Origin of the sequence: Dyadobacter sp. LHD-138 (genome assembly GCF_030929615.1) — a bacterium.
GTDB lineage: Bacteria > Bacteroidota > Bacteroidia > Cytophagales > Spirosomataceae > Dyadobacter.
The window spans coordinates 38,652-54,713 of sequence record NZ_JAVFVU010000011.1 but is presented as its reverse complement, the minus strand read 5'-3'; the positions used below and the strand labels follow the sequence as shown (position 1 = coordinate 54,713).

The 16,062-nt window shown below is 44.6% G+C and carries 11 protein-coding genes; 3 read left to right on the top strand and 8 right to left on the bottom strand.

Features of this window, described 5'->3' with window-relative positions; all coding sequences use genetic code 11:
- The first annotated feature begins 203 nt into the window (after positions 1-203).
- A complete protein-coding gene (gene bshC / locus RB622_RS09975) occupies positions 204-1,763 on the top strand; it encodes a bacillithiol biosynthesis cysteine-adding enzyme BshC (protein WP_308046404.1) in 1,560 nt (519 codons plus the stop codon).
- A gap of 1 nt (position 1,764) precedes the next feature.
- On the opposite strand, the gene RB622_RS09970 is transcribed toward bshC, so the two are convergent.
- The 3 genes from RB622_RS09970 to RB622_RS09960 form a co-directional block, all read right to left on the bottom strand.
- Positions 1,765-2,814: a hypothetical protein gene (locus RB622_RS09970; RefSeq protein ID WP_308046403.1), complete on the bottom strand. Its 1,050-nt coding sequence runs from the start codon at positions 2,812-2,814 to the stop codon at positions 1,765-1,767.
- Entirely contained in the window at positions 2,786-3,376 is a 591-nt protein-coding gene (locus RB622_RS09965) for a hypothetical protein (protein WP_308046402.1), read from the bottom strand. Before RB622_RS09965 ends, RB622_RS09970 begins: the two co-directional genes overlap by 29 nt.
- Positions 3,377-3,487: 111 nt before the next feature.
- The gene (locus tag RB622_RS09960) at positions 3,488-4,054 is read right to left on the bottom strand and encodes an RNA polymerase sigma factor (protein ID WP_308046401.1); all 567 of its coding nucleotides are present in this window, start codon (positions 4,052-4,054) and stop codon (positions 3,488-3,490) included.
- A 330-nt stretch (positions 4,055-4,384) separates the two neighbouring features.
- Here RB622_RS09960 and RB622_RS09955 point away from each other — a divergent pair, with 330 nt between their 5' ends.
- Both RB622_RS09955 and RB622_RS09950 read left to right on the top strand, forming a co-directional pair.
- Complete coding sequence (locus RB622_RS09955; protein ID WP_308046400.1) at positions 4,385-5,608, top strand: 4-hydroxy-3-methylbut-2-enyl diphosphate reductase; 1,224 nt, start codon at positions 4,385-4,387, stop codon at positions 5,606-5,608.
- 205 nt (positions 5,609-5,813) lie between these two features.
- Positions 5,814-11,264, top strand: coding sequence for an MG2 domain-containing protein (locus RB622_RS09950; protein WP_308046399.1), 5,451 nt, complete (start codon positions 5,814-5,816; stop codon positions 11,262-11,264).
- 495 nt (positions 11,265-11,759) lie between these two features.
- Here the strand turns inward: RB622_RS09950 and RB622_RS09945 are convergent, their stop codons facing one another.
- The 5 genes from RB622_RS09945 to RB622_RS09925 are packed head-to-tail and all read right to left on the bottom strand — an operon-like array spanning position 11,760 to position 15,970.
- The gene (locus RB622_RS09945) at positions 11,760-12,803 is read right to left on the bottom strand and encodes a ChuX/HutX family heme-like substrate-binding protein (RefSeq protein ID WP_308046398.1); all 1,044 of its coding nucleotides are present in this window, start codon (positions 12,801-12,803) and stop codon (positions 11,760-11,762) included.
- Between the two features lie 55 nt (positions 12,804-12,858).
- On the bottom strand, positions 12,859-13,650 hold the full coding sequence (locus RB622_RS09940) for a heme ABC transporter ATP-binding protein (protein WP_308046397.1): 792 nt from the start codon (positions 13,648-13,650) through the stop codon (positions 12,859-12,861).
- On the bottom strand, positions 13,647-14,759 hold the full coding sequence (locus tag RB622_RS09935) for an iron ABC transporter permease (protein ID WP_308046396.1): 1,113 nt from the start codon (positions 14,757-14,759) through the stop codon (positions 13,647-13,649). The genes RB622_RS09940 and RB622_RS09935 overlap by 4 nt, the downstream gene beginning before the upstream one ends.
- Positions 14,759-15,607 carry an ABC transporter substrate-binding protein gene (locus RB622_RS09930; RefSeq protein ID WP_308046395.1) on the bottom strand — a complete coding sequence of 283 codons (849 nt, stop codon included), beginning with the start codon at positions 15,605-15,607 and terminating at the stop codon, positions 14,759-14,761. Before RB622_RS09930 ends, RB622_RS09935 begins: the two co-directional genes overlap by 1 nt.
- A gap of 15 nt (positions 15,608-15,622) precedes the next feature.
- A complete protein-coding gene (locus RB622_RS09925; RefSeq protein ID WP_308046394.1) occupies positions 15,623-15,970 on the bottom strand; it encodes a DUF6686 family protein in 348 nt (115 codons plus the stop codon).
- Between the last annotated feature and the right edge of the window lie 92 nt (positions 15,971-16,062).

The window sequence follows — 16,062 nt, the reverse complement described above, 5'->3', positions numbered from 1 at the left end:
CGGAGCTGGTTCAGTTTCGGCCTTTTTGTGTCATTTTTTTGCATCAGCAAATGCCGGTTGCTTAACAAGTGTTAATGAAGTAGTTTAACTCAGGTTTTTTCATGAACTTTCAGTCCGATTGCCGGGTTTATTTTGTTAAATGCACGTCACCCTAAACACTGATTCCTTTGCATTCCTTAATTGAGACTGAAAAACCACCTTTCATGACTGTTCATTCCCTTGATTTGCGTAAAACGGGGCAATTCCCTACGCTACTTCTCGATTATCTGGATCAAAAACCATCTCTTAAAGAGTTTTACGGTACTTTTCCAAAGGTTGAAAATGCAGCAGATGTAATGAAGCAACGGGCAGATTTTAGCATTGAAAAGCGTCAGACACTGGTTAAGGTTCTAAAAGAACAGTACAAAGACCAACCGCATATGCCGGATTTTTCCATTCTTTTGGATGAAAAAACGTTTACGGTAACTTCCGGTCACCAGCTCAATATTTTCACGGGCCCACTGTATGTGATTTATAAGATTGTTACGATCATTAAACTCGCTAAAAAGCTAAAAGACACTTATCCCGACCACAACTTCGTCCCGGTGTACTGGATGGCTTCAGAAGATCATGATTTTGAAGAAATTGCATCTTTCCATTTGATGGGGAAAACCCATAAATGGGAGGGAGAACACAAAGGCGCAGTGGGAAGGCTTAATCCAAAGGAATTAGAGGGCATATTAAGAAATTTACCCAACAGGCCTTTACTTTTTGCAAAAGCTTATCTTGAGAACAACACCCTTTCCGATGCGGTTCGATGTTATATGCACGAATTGTTCGGCAAAGAAGGGTTGATTTGCCTGGATGCAGATGATGCAGATCTTAAACGCCAGTTCGTTCCCGTCATCAAAGAAGAGCTTACAACTTCATCTTCCGCAGAAATTGTAACCAATACGACTTCAAAACTTGCTTCGCTCGGGTATCATACCCCGCTCAGTGCACGCGAAATAAATTTATTCTACCTTCAGGACAACCTCCGCGAACGCATCATTAAGGAGGATAATCTCTTTAAAGTCCTCAATACCGATCTCTCTTTTACAGAAAACGAAATCACAGCGCTTGTCGACGAGCATCCGGAATATTTCAGCCCGAATGTTGTATTGCGTCCGTTGTATGAAGAGATCATTTTACCAAACCTTGCTTACATTGGCGGGCCGTCCGAAGTACCGTACTGGATGCAGTTAAAAGGTGTTTTTGATCACTACAATGTAACGTTCCCCATGCTGATTCCCCGGAATTTTGCCATGTATATTACGGATCAGCAAGGCAAAAGGGTAGAGAAACTAGGTGTAAATTATGAGGATCTGTTTCTCGATGAAGTCTCGCTGAGAAAACATTTCGTAGAAAGCCATTCAAATAACGTACTGGATTTGAATGAGGAAAAAAAATCGTTTTACGCGCTTTTTGAAACCATACTGGGCAAAGCCATCGCGATTGACAAATCCATGGAAGGTGCTGTAAAAGCCGAAGAAACCCGGATCCGGCACTCCTTTGAGCATCTGGAAAAGCGATTGAGAAAAGCGGAAGAACGGAATCATGAAAGTGAAATCGAGCAGCTTCTTGCGCTGAAATATAAACTATTCCCCGGCAAATCTTCACAGGAGCGTTATGACAACTTCCTGAATTTTTACCTGAGCGATCCGGCCTTTATCACAAAACTTATGGCTGCTTTCGATCCCCTGGATTTCCGTTACAATGTGTTGGTTGAGGAGCAGCCAGCGTAGTTCAGTTTTTCAGTTTCACGTCCCCAAAGTTGGAATAAACGGTGATTTTTGCACCGGAGCCGGTACCGATTTTACCCTGATATTGACGTGACTGATTTGATGATTTACCTTCATGTGAAGGCTGTTTAGAGAAATTGACATTAGTTGGGTAGCTAAAATCTCCGTTCGTAACGGTAACATTAAAACTGTTTGACTCGGCTGGAAGCGTAACAGAAGAAAACTCCGCGTGGATATCAAGGTTTTCTTCTGAGGACGTAAGTTCCTCCATTCGAAAGTTATTGGTATAGTTCAGTCTGATCTTCCCCGTCCCTCTCAATTTTCCGATAATCGCCTTGGAGTAATTCATATTGGTCGTGAGGTCATTAACATCTCCGATGGAAAGTTCCCCGCTTTTACTATTCAGAATAAGCGTCTGTACTCTGTCCAATTTGAGATCTGAATTTTCAAATTCAAGATTTCCCCCTTCCATCTTACCGATTTTCACCTGTCCGAATTGAGAGTAAATGACATTCTGGGCATTTCCTAAAATATTTGCATTAAAATTCCCATGTTTCGAATCAATGGTTAAGGGCGCTTCAAAAGAAGGAATATTGGTATCGCCAAATTGATTTTTAACCACCAGCTCGTTTTCCCTGGGCATGAAGATCGTGTAATCGATCTGGATGAAATTTTTCTCCCCGGTCTTTCTCTTTAAAGCACTCCATCCACTTCTTGCAAAGCTACTTTTATCAATTGTAGTTCTCAGGCTTATCAGGTTTTTGCCCCTGCTTTCGCCAATTTTTATAGAACCCAGATATTCCACCACCTGCGATTCGCTTGGCGCAGAGGCCGTGATGATCACTTCAACTTTTATCTCATTTTTATTCCACAGATTGACCTTAACCTCTCCATATTGATTGTCCACCACCAGTTGGTCCTTTTCACTCACTTCATACACTTTCACGACATGCCTTCGTTTTTCAATGAGTATAAAAGACTCGGTATCCAGTGAAAAACCGAAAGAAGGCCAGCATATTACAAGACTAAATAGTAGGCGAATTATATTTTTCATGGCTTTGGGTTGCCTTATTGATGCGTTGTAAAATATTTAACTGTCGGTTCAGCAAATCCACCTGAAATTGCAGATTTTCAATCATCGCACGAATCAATGCTTCCTGGTTCGGGGCATTGCCCAAATCAGATTTCAGATTTTGATAGCTGTTCTCAAGACTTTTGAGGTCAGCGGAAAAATCTCTGTAAAGCTCTGGACTGTTGCTGGCCAGCTTTAAAATTTCACTCCGTTTTTCATCAATCAACGTGTTATACTGATTGAATTCGCGGGCATAGGCCGGTACTTTCAGCGCAACACCAGGATCTCTGGTGACGCCATACTCGTTATTGAGGTAAAAGAGGTAACCCGTTCCCAGTGCGAGGATCACGCCGGCAGCAATTCGCCAGTCGAAATAAGGACTACTCAGACGTCTAACTTTTTTTTGCGGTTCAGCGGGAACAGAGGGAATACTATTCTCAATCCGGTCCCACAAAGAATCCTGAGGCAAGAAAACGTCGAACCCATCCCTATTATCTCTCACAAACCTCTCCAGACGATCTTTTTTATCAGAAAACTTTTTCATTGATCATTAACATAAGTGTAAAGTTTTAACTCAAATGATGATAATTTTTAGTTTACGTGTTATCAATATTTACGCTCTTTTTGTACTTTCCGTTGCTTAAGTCAGTCCTCATTACGCCCTTCCGAGCATTTCCGTTAATTTCCTTTTTCCCCGCATATACTGCGTTCTCGATGTCGTTTCACTGATCCCCAAAACCTCGCCAATTTCTTCGTGATCATACCCCTCGAACAAATAAAGGCTCACCACCACGCGATAACCGTCAGGCAAACGTAAAACTGCATTTCTTATCCGTTCTACTTCCAGCGTTGTATCATTTTCGTGCCAGGAAAAACGATCTTCGATATCCTCACAGTCATCAGGGCTATCCTGAAATTCATCTATTTCCACCCATTTTACCTTTCTGCTGCGCAGGTGATTGATAGATTTATTGACGACGATTTGCTTGAACCAGGCGCCAAAAGTCGACTGCTGACGAAACTGGTGGAGGTTCGCAAAGGCATCCACGAACGCCTCCTGCAAGACATCCTCTGCTTCACCGTGATGATTTATGATCCGCATGCAAATATTGAACATAGCCTTCGAGTAGCATTTGTATAACTCATACTGCGCTTTGCGCTCTCCGAGTTTACAACGCTCTACCAGATCCACATGCTGGTCGGTGTACAATTTCGTTTTCAAGCAGAAGGTTTAGATTTGAACGTTCTGTATTAAAGAGGTAAAAGGGAATGCGGATGTTGCATCAATTTACAAAATATTTTGATGGCTTTCGGCAATCGGCCGTCAACAGTCGGCAAATCCTGGACAAAATTCCTTTTATTAACCTTCTGAAAGCCAATCACCGAAAGCCGAAAGCCATTTTGATTAACCACCTGAAAGCCGACTGCCGAAAGCCGAAAGCTTTTTTTGAACAAAGCCAATCCCTCATTTGTTACCCAAAAGAATAAGTCAGGTTTTGACTATTGCTCAAAAATGGCCTATTTTGTTATTTACAATCTACTGAGTCAGTCAATGAAAACGTTTAATATACCCGATTTTTACCGGAGCCGTGTTATCACACCCATTAAGGAGTTTCGCCGTAAAAACGATAAACTGAAACGTGACTATACACCAACGGTCCTCGATTTCGGACCGGTGCAGTTTCTTGTTGCGCGTCATTTCGGCTTCTGTTACGGCGTGGAAAATGCCATTGACATCGCCTACAAAGCCATTTCCGAGAATCCCGACAAACGGATTTTCCTTTTGAGCGAAATGATCCATAACCCGGACGTTAACCGGGATCTGACCGACCGCGGCGTAAAATTCATCATGGATACCAAAGGCAAACAGCTGATTCCATGGGAACAACTGACGCCTGAAGATATCGTGATCGTCCCGGCTTTTGGTACGACCATTGAAAATCAACAGAAGTTAGCCGAGCTTGGCATCAATTCATACATCTACGACACCACTTGTCCCTTTGTGGAAAAGGTATGGAACCGTGCAGCACAGATCGGGGAGAAAGATTATTCGATTGTCGTTCATGGAAAACCCTTTCATGAAGAAACCCGCGCGACTTTTTCCCATAGCAAAGAAAACGCGCCAACCCTGGTGGTTGAAGATATGAAGCAAACCATTCGCCTGGCTTCTTACATCACCGGCGAATTACCTGCACAACAGTTTTTTGAAGATTTCAAAGGTCAGTACTCGGATGGATTTGATCCGGAAAAAGATTTACAACGGATTGGCGTAGTGAACCAGACTACCATGCTAGCCTCTGACACACAAGGCATTGCGGATTATCTTAAAAATGTAATGACCAAACATTACAGCCTGCGCCCGGAAGAAGTGGAAAGCCGCTTTGCCAATACACGTGATACGCTTTGTTATGCCACCAACGATAATCAGGATGCAACTTATGCGCTGCTGACGCATCAGGCCGATCTTGTGATCGTTGCCGGTGGTTATAACAGTTCCAATACTTCCCATTTGGTGGAGCTTTGCGAAGCGAAACTTCCTACCTATTTTATTGAATCGGTCAGTAAAATCCTCGATAAACAGCTCATCAGGCATTTTAACATGCATACAAAGGAAGAAACGGTGACAGAAAATTATCTGCCTGAAAAATCTCCCGCACGTATTATGTTAACCTGCGGCGCTTCCTGCCCGGACGCCGTCGTGGAAGGGATCCTAATGCGGTTATTATCATTTTTCGAAGGTGCAAAACCCATCGAAGAAATTATGGAAGCCTTTTAATACCGCATGCAGTTGAAAAATTATGCTTACCGTTAACACATTTGTGAGCCCGGAAAAATAAGATTTGCTGCAATTAAAGTTAAATTAGACGGATGGTTTTTTGTTATAAAAAATCATCCGTTTTTTACATCCTGATTTTGGATAAAAAAACGTTATTGCCGGAAACATAGTCCTGTTAGTCTGAAAAATTTCGTTTAAAATCCTCATGAGAAAACGCTCCGCCGCTGTTTTATTTTCCATTCTCTTTACAGCCTATTTTTTCAACAGTTGTTCTTCGCTAAATGAAGTCAAAATTGCAGGAACGAACTTCAAAGACGAAATCGGGCAATCTCAAAATCTGGTTTTTACTTTTAACAAAGATCTCGTTCCTGAAAGTCAGCTGGACACCTGGGACTCTACCCAGTACATCAAGTTTGAACCTGCCGTTCGCGGAAAATTCAAATGGTCAGCGCCCAATGAGCTCGTATTTTCACCTGTGGCTGGCTTCGGCTCGGCGACGGCATACAAGGCAAAACTCACAAATCAGTTATTAACACAATCAAAAACGGATAAAAAATACGATGTTTCGTCAGAAACAATCGATTTTCATACACCTTATCTGCAATTGATCGAGACAGAAAGCTGGTGGACACTTTCAAAAGAAACCGGCAGGCAGGAAGCGCATGTCAAACTCATTTTTAACTATTCCGTCACCACGCAAAATGTTGCGGAGCGACTCAAACTGGCCCTGAACGACAAAGACGTTCCTTTCCGAATCCTGTCATCCGCCGAAGGAAAAAATGTTACACTTGCTTTGACCAATACCGGAGCGGCGGACAATAATCCGTTACCCTTGACGATAAAACTGGAAAAAGGACTGAAAGCGCAAAACACCGCTTATGTTACCCAGGAGGTTTTGGAAAGAACGACAAACCTGCCTTCACCGCTGCATCTGGAAGTGGCCGATATCAAGACCGGATTTGAAAATAACGCGGCTTACGTGCGGGTGATCACCACCCAGGAAATCGTTAAAGAAAGTCTTGAAACAGGATTTTCGATTAATCCGACAGCTACACTGACCAGTGAAGTGATTGAAAACGGTTTTATTCTGAGAGGCGATTTTAATGAAACAGATACCTATGCATTACTGATCAACAAGACATTAAAAGGAGTACTTGGTCAAACGCTGGAAGACGGAACTTCGCGGGACTTGTTTTTCGGGAAAATGCCTGCGGGTATCTCGTTTGCCAATAAAAAAGCCCTTTACATGACGCCCAAGGGTTCCAGAAACATGGGTGTCCAGATCGTTAATGTGCCTAAGGTACAGGTGAAAATCTCCAAACTTTATGCCAATAATATCCTGAGTTACGTGCGTGCAAATCGCTGGGAAGAATATGGTTATGTGAGTGAAGAATGGAAATCGACCGGTTCTTTTAATTACAGCGGAGACGAGGACAGTAATTTTAGCGATGTCATTGTTAATAAGGTCATTGACACAGAAAATCTCCCCAAAGCAAAAGGCGTTTCAGCACTGAACATCGCGCTTCCGGACGACAACAGCCGTCGCGGTATTTATCTGGTTTCGGTTAATTCGAAAGAGGAGGCCTATCTGGGCGCCACCAAGCTGGTTTCTATTTCCGATATCGGGTTGATTGCCAAGCAGGGAAAGGATGAAATCTGGATTTTCGCCAATTCAATCAAAACGAATGAACCGCTGGCTGGTCTTGAAATCACCCTGATCAGCAGCAATAACCAGTCGGTTTACATAGCTACTACCGACGGCGATGGCATTGCCCATGTGGATAAACTTGGCGAAAAAGCACCAGGATTTCGCCTGGCGATGATCACGGCCGGTAGCAAGGATGATTTCAATTATCTTCTTCTCGATGACACAAGGGTAGAAACTTCGCGTTTTGAAGTAGAAGGGCAACGGGATAATACTTCCGGTTTACAGGCATTTATTTATGGACAGCGCGATATGTACCGCCCCGGCGAAACCGTTCATTTTAATACCGTTTTACGAAACCAAAATTGGCAGACTGCCGGCGAAGTTCCATTGAAACTGAGGTTGGTTACACCAAACGGACGCGAATATCGTACCTGGCGAAAAAGTACCAATAAACAAGGCGCTGTTGAGACAGAAGTAGCCATGGATGCGGCGGCGCTCACCGGGACTTATGTGCTGGAAGTTTATAATGCAAATGACGTTTTGCTGGCCTCACAGTCGGTCAATGTCGAAGAATTCATGCCTGATCGTATCAAAGTGGATTTGAGCGGCGCACAAAAGGAATACGTTTCCGGCGGTATGGTTGCGCTTACCGCTACGGCACTTAATCTATTCGGGCCACCGGCCAGCAACCGGACTTATGAGATGGAATCCCAGCTGAAACGAAAGCTGTTTTTAGCACCCGGTTTCCCTGAGTTCACCTTTGATATTCCCTCTGAAGCGACTTTTGAAAAAGAAACGAGACAGGGCGTTACCAACGACCAGGGACAGGCAACCGAACGGTTTGCATTAGCACCGGGGCTGAAAGACATTGGTGTACTTGAAGGGAAAATTTACGTGACTGTTTTTGATGAAAATGGCCGTCCCGTTAATCGTTTGCAGCGATTTGATGTTTTTACCCAAAATACATTTTACGGTATTCATTTACCGGATTCCTACGTAGGCGTGAACGCACCTATTCCTGTTGAAGTGATTGGGGTAAACAGCAAAGGTATTTTACAGAACGGAGCCAAAGCAAAGATTGAGGTGATCCGGCTTGAATACCAGACCGTTGTTGAAAAAAAGAACGAACAGCTGACCTACACTTCCCGAAAAAGCGAAAAAGTAGTTTATTCCAATATTCTTAATCTGAACAATGGCAAAAACACATTCCGTTATGTGCCTACGGTTTCCGGAGAATATGAAATCAGAATCCGACGACCAGAGGCCGCGCATTACAGCGTTGCCAGTTTTTACGCTTATGGTTCCGGTTACACCCAATATTCTTCGTTCGAAGTAAGCAACGAAGGGCGGGTTTTAATGGAAACCGACAAGGCAAAATACAATGTCGGAGAATCTACCAAAGTGCTTTTTAAAACTCCATTTGACGGCCGGTTACTGGTCACTGTAGAGCGTAACAGCATTCTTGAACATCACGTTTTAACGACTGAGAAGAAAGCGGCCGAGTTAAAGCTAAATCTCAAAGAAGAGCATTTGCCAAACATTTTTGTAACAGCTACGCTCATTCGCCCGTTGGATAGTTCAGACCTTCCATTAACTGTCGCAAACGGATTTATTCCGGTTTTGGTGGAAGACACCAAGCGAAATCTTCCGGTCGCGATCACAACCGTTGATAAGTCCAGATCAAAAACAAAACAACAGATACGTATTAAAACACAACCCAATGCGCAGGTAACCGTAGCCGTTGTGGACGAAGGGATTTTGCAGATCAAGAATTTCAGGACGCCGGATATCCACGGATATTTTTATCAAAAACGTGCTTTGGAAGTAACCAGCCATAATTTGTATGCCTTGCTTTTCCCTGAACTAACCATTTCGGGCGCTTCAAGTTTTGGGGGTGACGGTTATGATCTGGAAAAACGCATTAACCCGTTAAGCAACGGCAGGACGGAGCTCGTGTCTTTCTGGAGTGGCCAGTTAACGGCAAACGGAAGCGGAGAGGCCACTTTTGACATCAACATTCCCCAATTCAGCGGCGACTTACGAGTTATGGCGGTCGCTTACAAGGATAATGCTTTCGGTTCTGCTACCAAAAATATGAAAGTGGCTGATCCCGTAGTGATCAGCGCCGGTTTACCACGCTTTTTAAGTCCGGGTGATGAGTTGGTTTTACCCGTAAACATCAGCAATACCGAAAGCAAAGCGGCGAACGCTACGGTCTCACTGGCGGTTAGCGGTCCTTTAAATGCAGGTGCCGCGCCATCCGTTCAAAAGATCGTCATTCCGGCAGGTAAGGAGACAAGGGCTATATTTTCAGTCAGAGCGTTACTGGCTATCGGGGCAGGAAAAGTTATTGTGCAGGTGAATGCTTTTGGAGAAACTTTCACTCAGCAAACAGAAATAACGGTTCGTCCTGCTTCTCCACTGCTCAAAACGAGCAGTTCAGGCCTGATCGCTGGCGGACAGCAAGGTGTGATCAACCTGACAAACAGTTTTATTCCGGCTACCAACAGCAGCCAGGTCGTATTGAGCCGGTCGCCGCTTGTCGGTGGGGGAGGAAAAGTACTCTCCACTTTGTTGGGTTATCCGTATGGCTGTCTCGAGCAAACCATTTCAAAAGCATTTCCTCAGCTCTACTTCGCAGACCTGGCCAAAGCCATGGCTACGCCTGTTTATCTGGTCAAAACCGGTGAAAGTGATTTTAATCCGGTGACGAATGTGCAGCAGGCAATCCGCAAGATTGAGTCGCAGCAATTGTTTAGCGGCGGTGCCGTGATATGGCCCGGTGCAACCACCGAAGACTGGTGGACGACGGCTTATGCAGTACATTTTCTCGAAGAGGCGCGTAGGGCAGGTTTTGAAATAAATCCCAAAACATTAAGCAAAGCCATTGCATATCTGACGGCTAAAACCGGAACCACAGCAACCCGGGAAATTGCCGTGGCGAGCGCCAATAACAATTTACCCAAAGAAGCCGTGACGCAAATTCGGACCACCGTGGCGCGGCGGGAGGCAATTTACTCCTTGTACGTTTTGGCCTTAACGGGCTCGCCTAACCGGTCTGCTATGAATTATTACAAACAAAACCCTCAGCTGCTCACACAGGATGCACGTTACTTGCTGGCTGGCGCTTTTCAGCTGGTGGGCGATACCAGGAGTTTTAGCGCGCTCTTACCCCAAAGTTATACTTTGCAAAACAGCAATGTCGTGTTTGACGACAGCTATTCCTCTCCTTTGCGGAATCTTGGACTCGTATTGAATACACTTCTGGAAACAGATGATGACAATGTGCAGATTACTCCGCTGGCCCGTCAGTTGTCTAAAGCGATTCAATCGGCTTCCTACATCAACACCCAGGAAGCAAGTTTTGCGGTGCTGGCTTTGGGAAAAGTGGCCAGGAAAACTTCTGCTTCGACAGTCACCGGGACAGTAACCATCAACGGCAAAAAAATCGCCGGTTTTGATGGCAAGGAATTGAAAATCGCGAAGGGTATTGCCAATCAGAAATTGGCCGTCAACACGCAGGGAAGGGGTGATCTGTATTGGTTTGCACAATCGGAAGGGATGTCGGCTACCGGTGCTTATGTGCAAGAAGATCAGGGGCTGCGCATTCGCAGGGAATATTTAACGCGGAATGGAAAAGCGATTACGACGTTACATCAGAATGATCTGGTGGTCGTCAGGTTAACACTTTCCAGCGCCAATGGATTGCCTGTTGAAAATGTTGTGGTAACGGATCTTTTACCGGCAGGTTTTGAAATTGAGAACCCGCGCATTACGGAACCCCGGGATATGCCCTGGATCGTAAATGCGGCAATCCCGGCCTATTATGACATCCGCGACGACCGTATTCATTTCTTCACGACCGCGGACAAAGCGGACAAATCATTTTATTACCAGGTGCGTATCGTTTCCAAAGGGACTTTTACCGCCGGACCTGCCGCCGCTGACGCGATGTACCAGGGAGAATACCGGAGTTATTCAGGAGGAGGAAAATTGAAGGTTGAATAGGTTTTGCTTACCCGTCAGACGGTAAAAAACCGTCGGACGGGCCGGCAAGCCGGTCGGATGGCTGTTTCGCCATCCGACCGGTAAAGACCTGCACGCACAAAAAAGGACTGCTCCGAATCGAAACAGTCCTTTTGAATTACTATGGCGAAATTATATATTGTCTTTATATCTTAAAAAGCTTCTTTAAACAACTTCCTAGGCGGATTTTTGTCTCAAAACATCCAACAGGAGACTCCTATGGAGTCAAAATAAATATATCTCAAATTCATGGCTATAAACAGGGTATTCCTTCGGAATTCAAATTCATATCTACAAATAGGATATGCCTACGAAATTATTCTAATCGACCAGATTTACCATTTCCAACACGAAATTGTATCCTCTTCGTCTGCAAAACACTCTTTTAAAAGCATCCTGTTTATAGAAAAACCCTGACATTCTCGATTACTTGGCTCCATAGGAGCCGCCTGATTTTAAGCCAGATTTTCCATATCCTTATTTTCTTATCACGGCCTGTTCAACCAATTCCTGCCACGCAGCCAGCTCAGGCGAACCCGGTTTACGTTTTCCAAAAAACTGGTTAAACATCACACCATCCTTGTCAATCAATTCAATTCCGGTAACAATTCCGTCTTCCGTAGGTTTTTTCACAACCCAAGCCTCATCAATCGCATCTTCACGTAAATGCAGGTTGAAGGCCGGATCCATGATATTCAACCACGGACCCATAACAAAAATCTTTTTGATCGGTCCCGTATGGATCTGAATACAGTTCGGATTTGAAACAAAAACCATAATGGGCAATGCTGTTTCAGAAGCAGCGTCGAAAACGGCCTTCATACTTTCCGGTTTGATCTGGTATGCATATCCTTCCGGCGCATGACGCAGCGCTTCTTTCCTCGATAACTTATATTTACGCAACAGTCCGAAAAACTCGTGTGTATCTTTCAAAGTCAGCCACTCCGCCTGAAACGCGGCTGTATCGATATCTCCCACCGGCTCTTCTGCTTTTTTCTCAGGTTTCGCGGTCGTTATAGCCATTCCTTCCTGATCCGCAGCCCGGTATTTTTCAACCAGCGCGTCATAAGCTCCCTTATCGCTTTCCTCTGTCAAATAAATCTTATGTGCTGCATCTCCATAGCTATTGAAAAACTGAAGGCTGTAACGATCGCCTTCATGGACAGCGAAACCGAATTTCCAGTCGCCAAGGAATAACCGAAGATCAATATCTTCCCCCAAAACCAATCCTACGTGGTTATTGAAAGAGATATTCTGGTAAACACCTTTACGCTCATGCACCACATGGTCGTTACGGGTTAACGCCATCACATACCCGAGCGATGTTACCTCTTTAAGCAATTCACGAAAATCTCCTTCCAGCAAAGTGATGTTATCACCAAGGCCCGTCGCCAAGAGATCAGCTTCTGTGGTATCCAGTTCCCTGGCTGCATCGCGGATACGGGTTTTAGGATTTTCGGATTTAAATTCAGACCAACGTTCTTTAAGATCAGCTCGGCTAGCCATTAATATTGTTTTCATAGTGAAAGATAAATTATTGATACGGAGATATTTATTTAATTTTTTGAATTAATTTTTAAACGATTGCCACCGGACTTGCTTCGGGTATAATGACCGGAAACGGTGCGTCATCAGGCTGAAAAATTCTTACCGAAACGCCGAAAGCATCCCGGATATTTTCTCCTGTCAAAACTTCACTGGCATTTCCGATCGCAAACATTTTGCCTTTTTTAAGCATCAGAACCCGGTCCGCGTATTGCAGGGCAAAATTCAGGTCATGGACTACGGCGATAACACCGTAACCTTTTTGCGTCATTTCACGCGCCAGCTGGAACGTCTCATATTGATGCAGCAGGTCCATTCCCGACGTTGGTTCGTCCAGAAAAATAAATCCTTCCTTTACTTCCCAGATTTGTGCGAGCGTACGTGCAAGCTGAACCCGCTGCTGCTCCCCTCCGGAAAGTGTCGGATACAAGCGGTCTTTAAAATGAACGATACCAACCGTCTGAAGACAATGACCGACAATCGACAAATCACGTTGCGAAGGCTTAGAATCGTAAAAGGGATACCGGCCCATCAACACAATATCTTGGACGGTAAAGGCGAGCGTAATCACATTTTGCTGCGCCAGTACCGCACGCTTTTGCGCCAGTTCTTTTAAGGAATACTTTTTTAAATCCTTATTGTGAAAAGAAATATTTCCCTGCGTTGGTGTAAGTTCTTTCGACAAAAGTTTCATTAATGTGGACTTACCCGCACCATTTGCTCCAACAACAGCCCAGAATTCACCGGCTTTTGCCTTAAAGCTAACACCCTGCAAGAGCGACTTATTCTTGACGCCAAAATGTATATTTTCAACCTCGATCATACACGGTTACGTTTTTGGTTCCAGAGAAGATAAAGGAAAAACGGTGTGCCCAATAAGGCAGTCAGGATACCGATCGGAAGCTCACCGGGTGCCACAATGGTCCGCGAAATGGTATCTGCGAGCGTCAGTACAATGGCACCGCCAAAGGCGGACCCGACGAGCAGATAACGGTTATCCGGACCAAAAACACTTCTGATGATATGGGGGACAACGAGTCCTACGAAACCAATCGTACCCGCCACAGCCACCGATGATCCCACGGCCATTGTCGCCAAAACAATTACACCACGTTTCAGTTTGACCATATTTACGCCCAAATGCGCCGCCTGGCTTTCCCCTAAAACGAGCAGATTCAATGATTTGGCCAGATAAGGCATAAACAAAATGCTGCATCCTACAAATGGCAAAACGGAAAGCACAGTGGTCCAGTTGGCTCCTCCCAGACTTCCCAGCGTCCAGAAAGTGATGGTCCTCAGCTGCTCATCCGTGGCCATGTAAGTCATCAGGCCAGTCAAAGCACCCACAAAAGCATTGATTGCAATACCGCATAACAACATGGTTGTGATCCCGCCCTCCCCTGTAATTTTGGAAAGCTGATAAACCAATGCCGTCGTCACCGCTGCCCCTATAAAGGCCGCAAATGAAAGTGTATACGCACCCGCTATTTCGTTGATAATGCCAAAAAACTTTATGTTTAACATAATCACAATCACGGCAAAAAGCGACGCGCCGGACGTCACACCAATCAGCGTGGAATCCGCAATCGGATTACGAAAAAGCCCTTGTAATGCAGCGCCTGCTACGCCAAGACCGGCCCCAACCAATATCCCAAGACAAACTCTCGGCAGGCGTATCACCCAAAAAACAATCTCTTTCTGCTCTTCTTTAATAGGTGTTCCGGTCAGTCCTATTTTATAGGAAACGATCCCGACAATCTCCGAAAAAGAAATAGACAAAGCCCCGGTTGCCACCGAAAACAAAACACAGGCAAGCAATGCCATCCCCAAAATCAGGATAACCCAACCGGGAGACAGCGGCTGTTTGAGCTCCTCCCGTATTATTTTTTGATCTTTCCGCTCTGTTTTTTCTATGGTTTCTTCCTTGATCATTATTGTACTTTTAGCGCAAGCTCTGTGGCCGCTTTCCCCAAACGGGGACCAAATCCGGTCAGCAATTGGCCATCCATTGAAACAATTTTTTTATTTTTCCCGGCATTGGTATAGGCAATACCCGGCACTTTTAACAAGCCCTCAATACCGTCAACACTTTCAAGACCACTGGAAAAAAGGACCAGCACATCCGGATTGGCTGCCAGAAGCGACTCCGAAGTAAGCGGCTTGAAATCTGTAAAATCAGTGACTGCATTTTTATGCCCGATCAAACTGAACATTTTATCCGGTGAAGTATTCTTGCCGGAAACCATCAATGTTCCCGTGCCCCGGGCATAAATAAAAAGAAGCTTTTTCGATGCAGCAGCCTTCGGAAGTTTCGCCAGATCAGTCTGAATAGTCTTCACCATCTTTTCCGCCTGTACTTTTGCGTTAAAATACGCTCCCATTTCACGGATCAGTCTGACGGTACCTGCATGAGATAAATCTTGTTTGAACATCAGCACTTTTTTACCGGTGCTACCCAATTGTTTGGCTACGGTCGGCGACAACATACTTTGATCGCTCACTACGATCACATCCGGATTTAAGGATAAAATCCCCTCCGCCGAAATACTTCGGTTATGCCCCACCTTTGGAATCTTGTCCAGTGAAGCGGGGTATGTACTCGTGACATCAACCCCTACAATCTGAGATTCAAGCCCCAGTCCCACCAGGATTTCGCTCAGCGTGCCATTGACAGAAACGATTCGTAACGGTTTCCCTGCCACACTTAAAGTAGGTTTTACGGCAAAGCAGACAATAATTAACAGAGCAAAAATCGCTCTATACGGGCATGTTGTGCGCATCGTCTAAAAATTCAATTATCTTTTGTATGAAAATATTTTATCAATTTCCAGTGCCAGCAGGGTTTCCTGAAAAAGCCCCTTGATCTCTTCCACTTCCTCGTCGTTAAAGGACAACATGAAATTAGGAATCGGGGAAGGCAACAGGTGGTTTCTTCCGTGTGGCAGTGCAGTTTCCATGGTATGGAACTGCTGTTGGTCGTACAGCACCGAATGAAATCCATTCAGACCGTCTTCTGAGAAAATAAAAAGTACATTACCGAATACAAAATTGTAATGATCACAACAGTTGCACTGGCCGATATACCCGTTTTTCGACTGGCTTAAAATCCGTAATGACGAATAAGAATGAGAAGCGTCATGCATAAGTACCTATCAATAAAAATGCCCTGAGATAAATTAGATATTCCGGAATACTATATCGCCACCATTAGATGTGCACAAATATAGAAATTTAT

Excerpts from the sequence above, each read along its gene's own strand:
- RB622_RS09965 (WP_308046402.1), bottom strand. The coding sequence starts at position 3,376 with ATGAAAAAGTTTTCTGATAAAAAAGATCGTCTGGAGAGGTTTGTGAGA.
- RB622_RS09930 (WP_308046395.1), bottom strand. The coding sequence starts at position 15,607 with ATGCGCACAACATGCCCGTATAGAGCGATTTTTGCTCTGTTAATTATT.
- RB622_RS09950 (WP_308046399.1), top strand. The coding sequence starts at position 5,814 with ATGAGAAAACGCTCCGCCGCTGTTTTATTTTCCATTCTCTTTACAGCC.
- RB622_RS09970 (WP_308046403.1), bottom strand. The coding sequence starts at position 2,814 with ATGAAAAATATAATTCGCCTACTATTTAGTCTTGTAATATGCTGGCCT.
- bshC (WP_308046404.1), top strand. The coding sequence starts at position 204 with ATGACTGTTCATTCCCTTGATTTGCGTAAAACGGGGCAATTCCCTACG.
- RB622_RS09955 (WP_308046400.1), top strand. The coding sequence starts at position 4,385 with ATGAAAACGTTTAATATACCCGATTTTTACCGGAGCCGTGTTATCACA.
- RB622_RS09935 (WP_308046396.1), bottom strand. The coding sequence starts at position 14,759 with ATGATCAAGGAAGAAACCATAGAAAAAACAGAGCGGAAAGATCAAAAA.
- RB622_RS09925 (WP_308046394.1), bottom strand. The coding sequence starts at position 15,970 with ATGCATGACGCTTCTCATTCTTATTCGTCATTACGGATTTTAAGCCAG.
- RB622_RS09940 (WP_308046397.1), bottom strand. The coding sequence starts at position 13,650 with ATGATCGAGGTTGAAAATATACATTTTGGCGTCAAGAATAAGTCGCTC.
- RB622_RS09945 (WP_308046398.1), bottom strand. The coding sequence starts at position 12,803 with ATGAAAACAATATTAATGGCTAGCCGAGCTGATCTTAAAGAACGTTGG.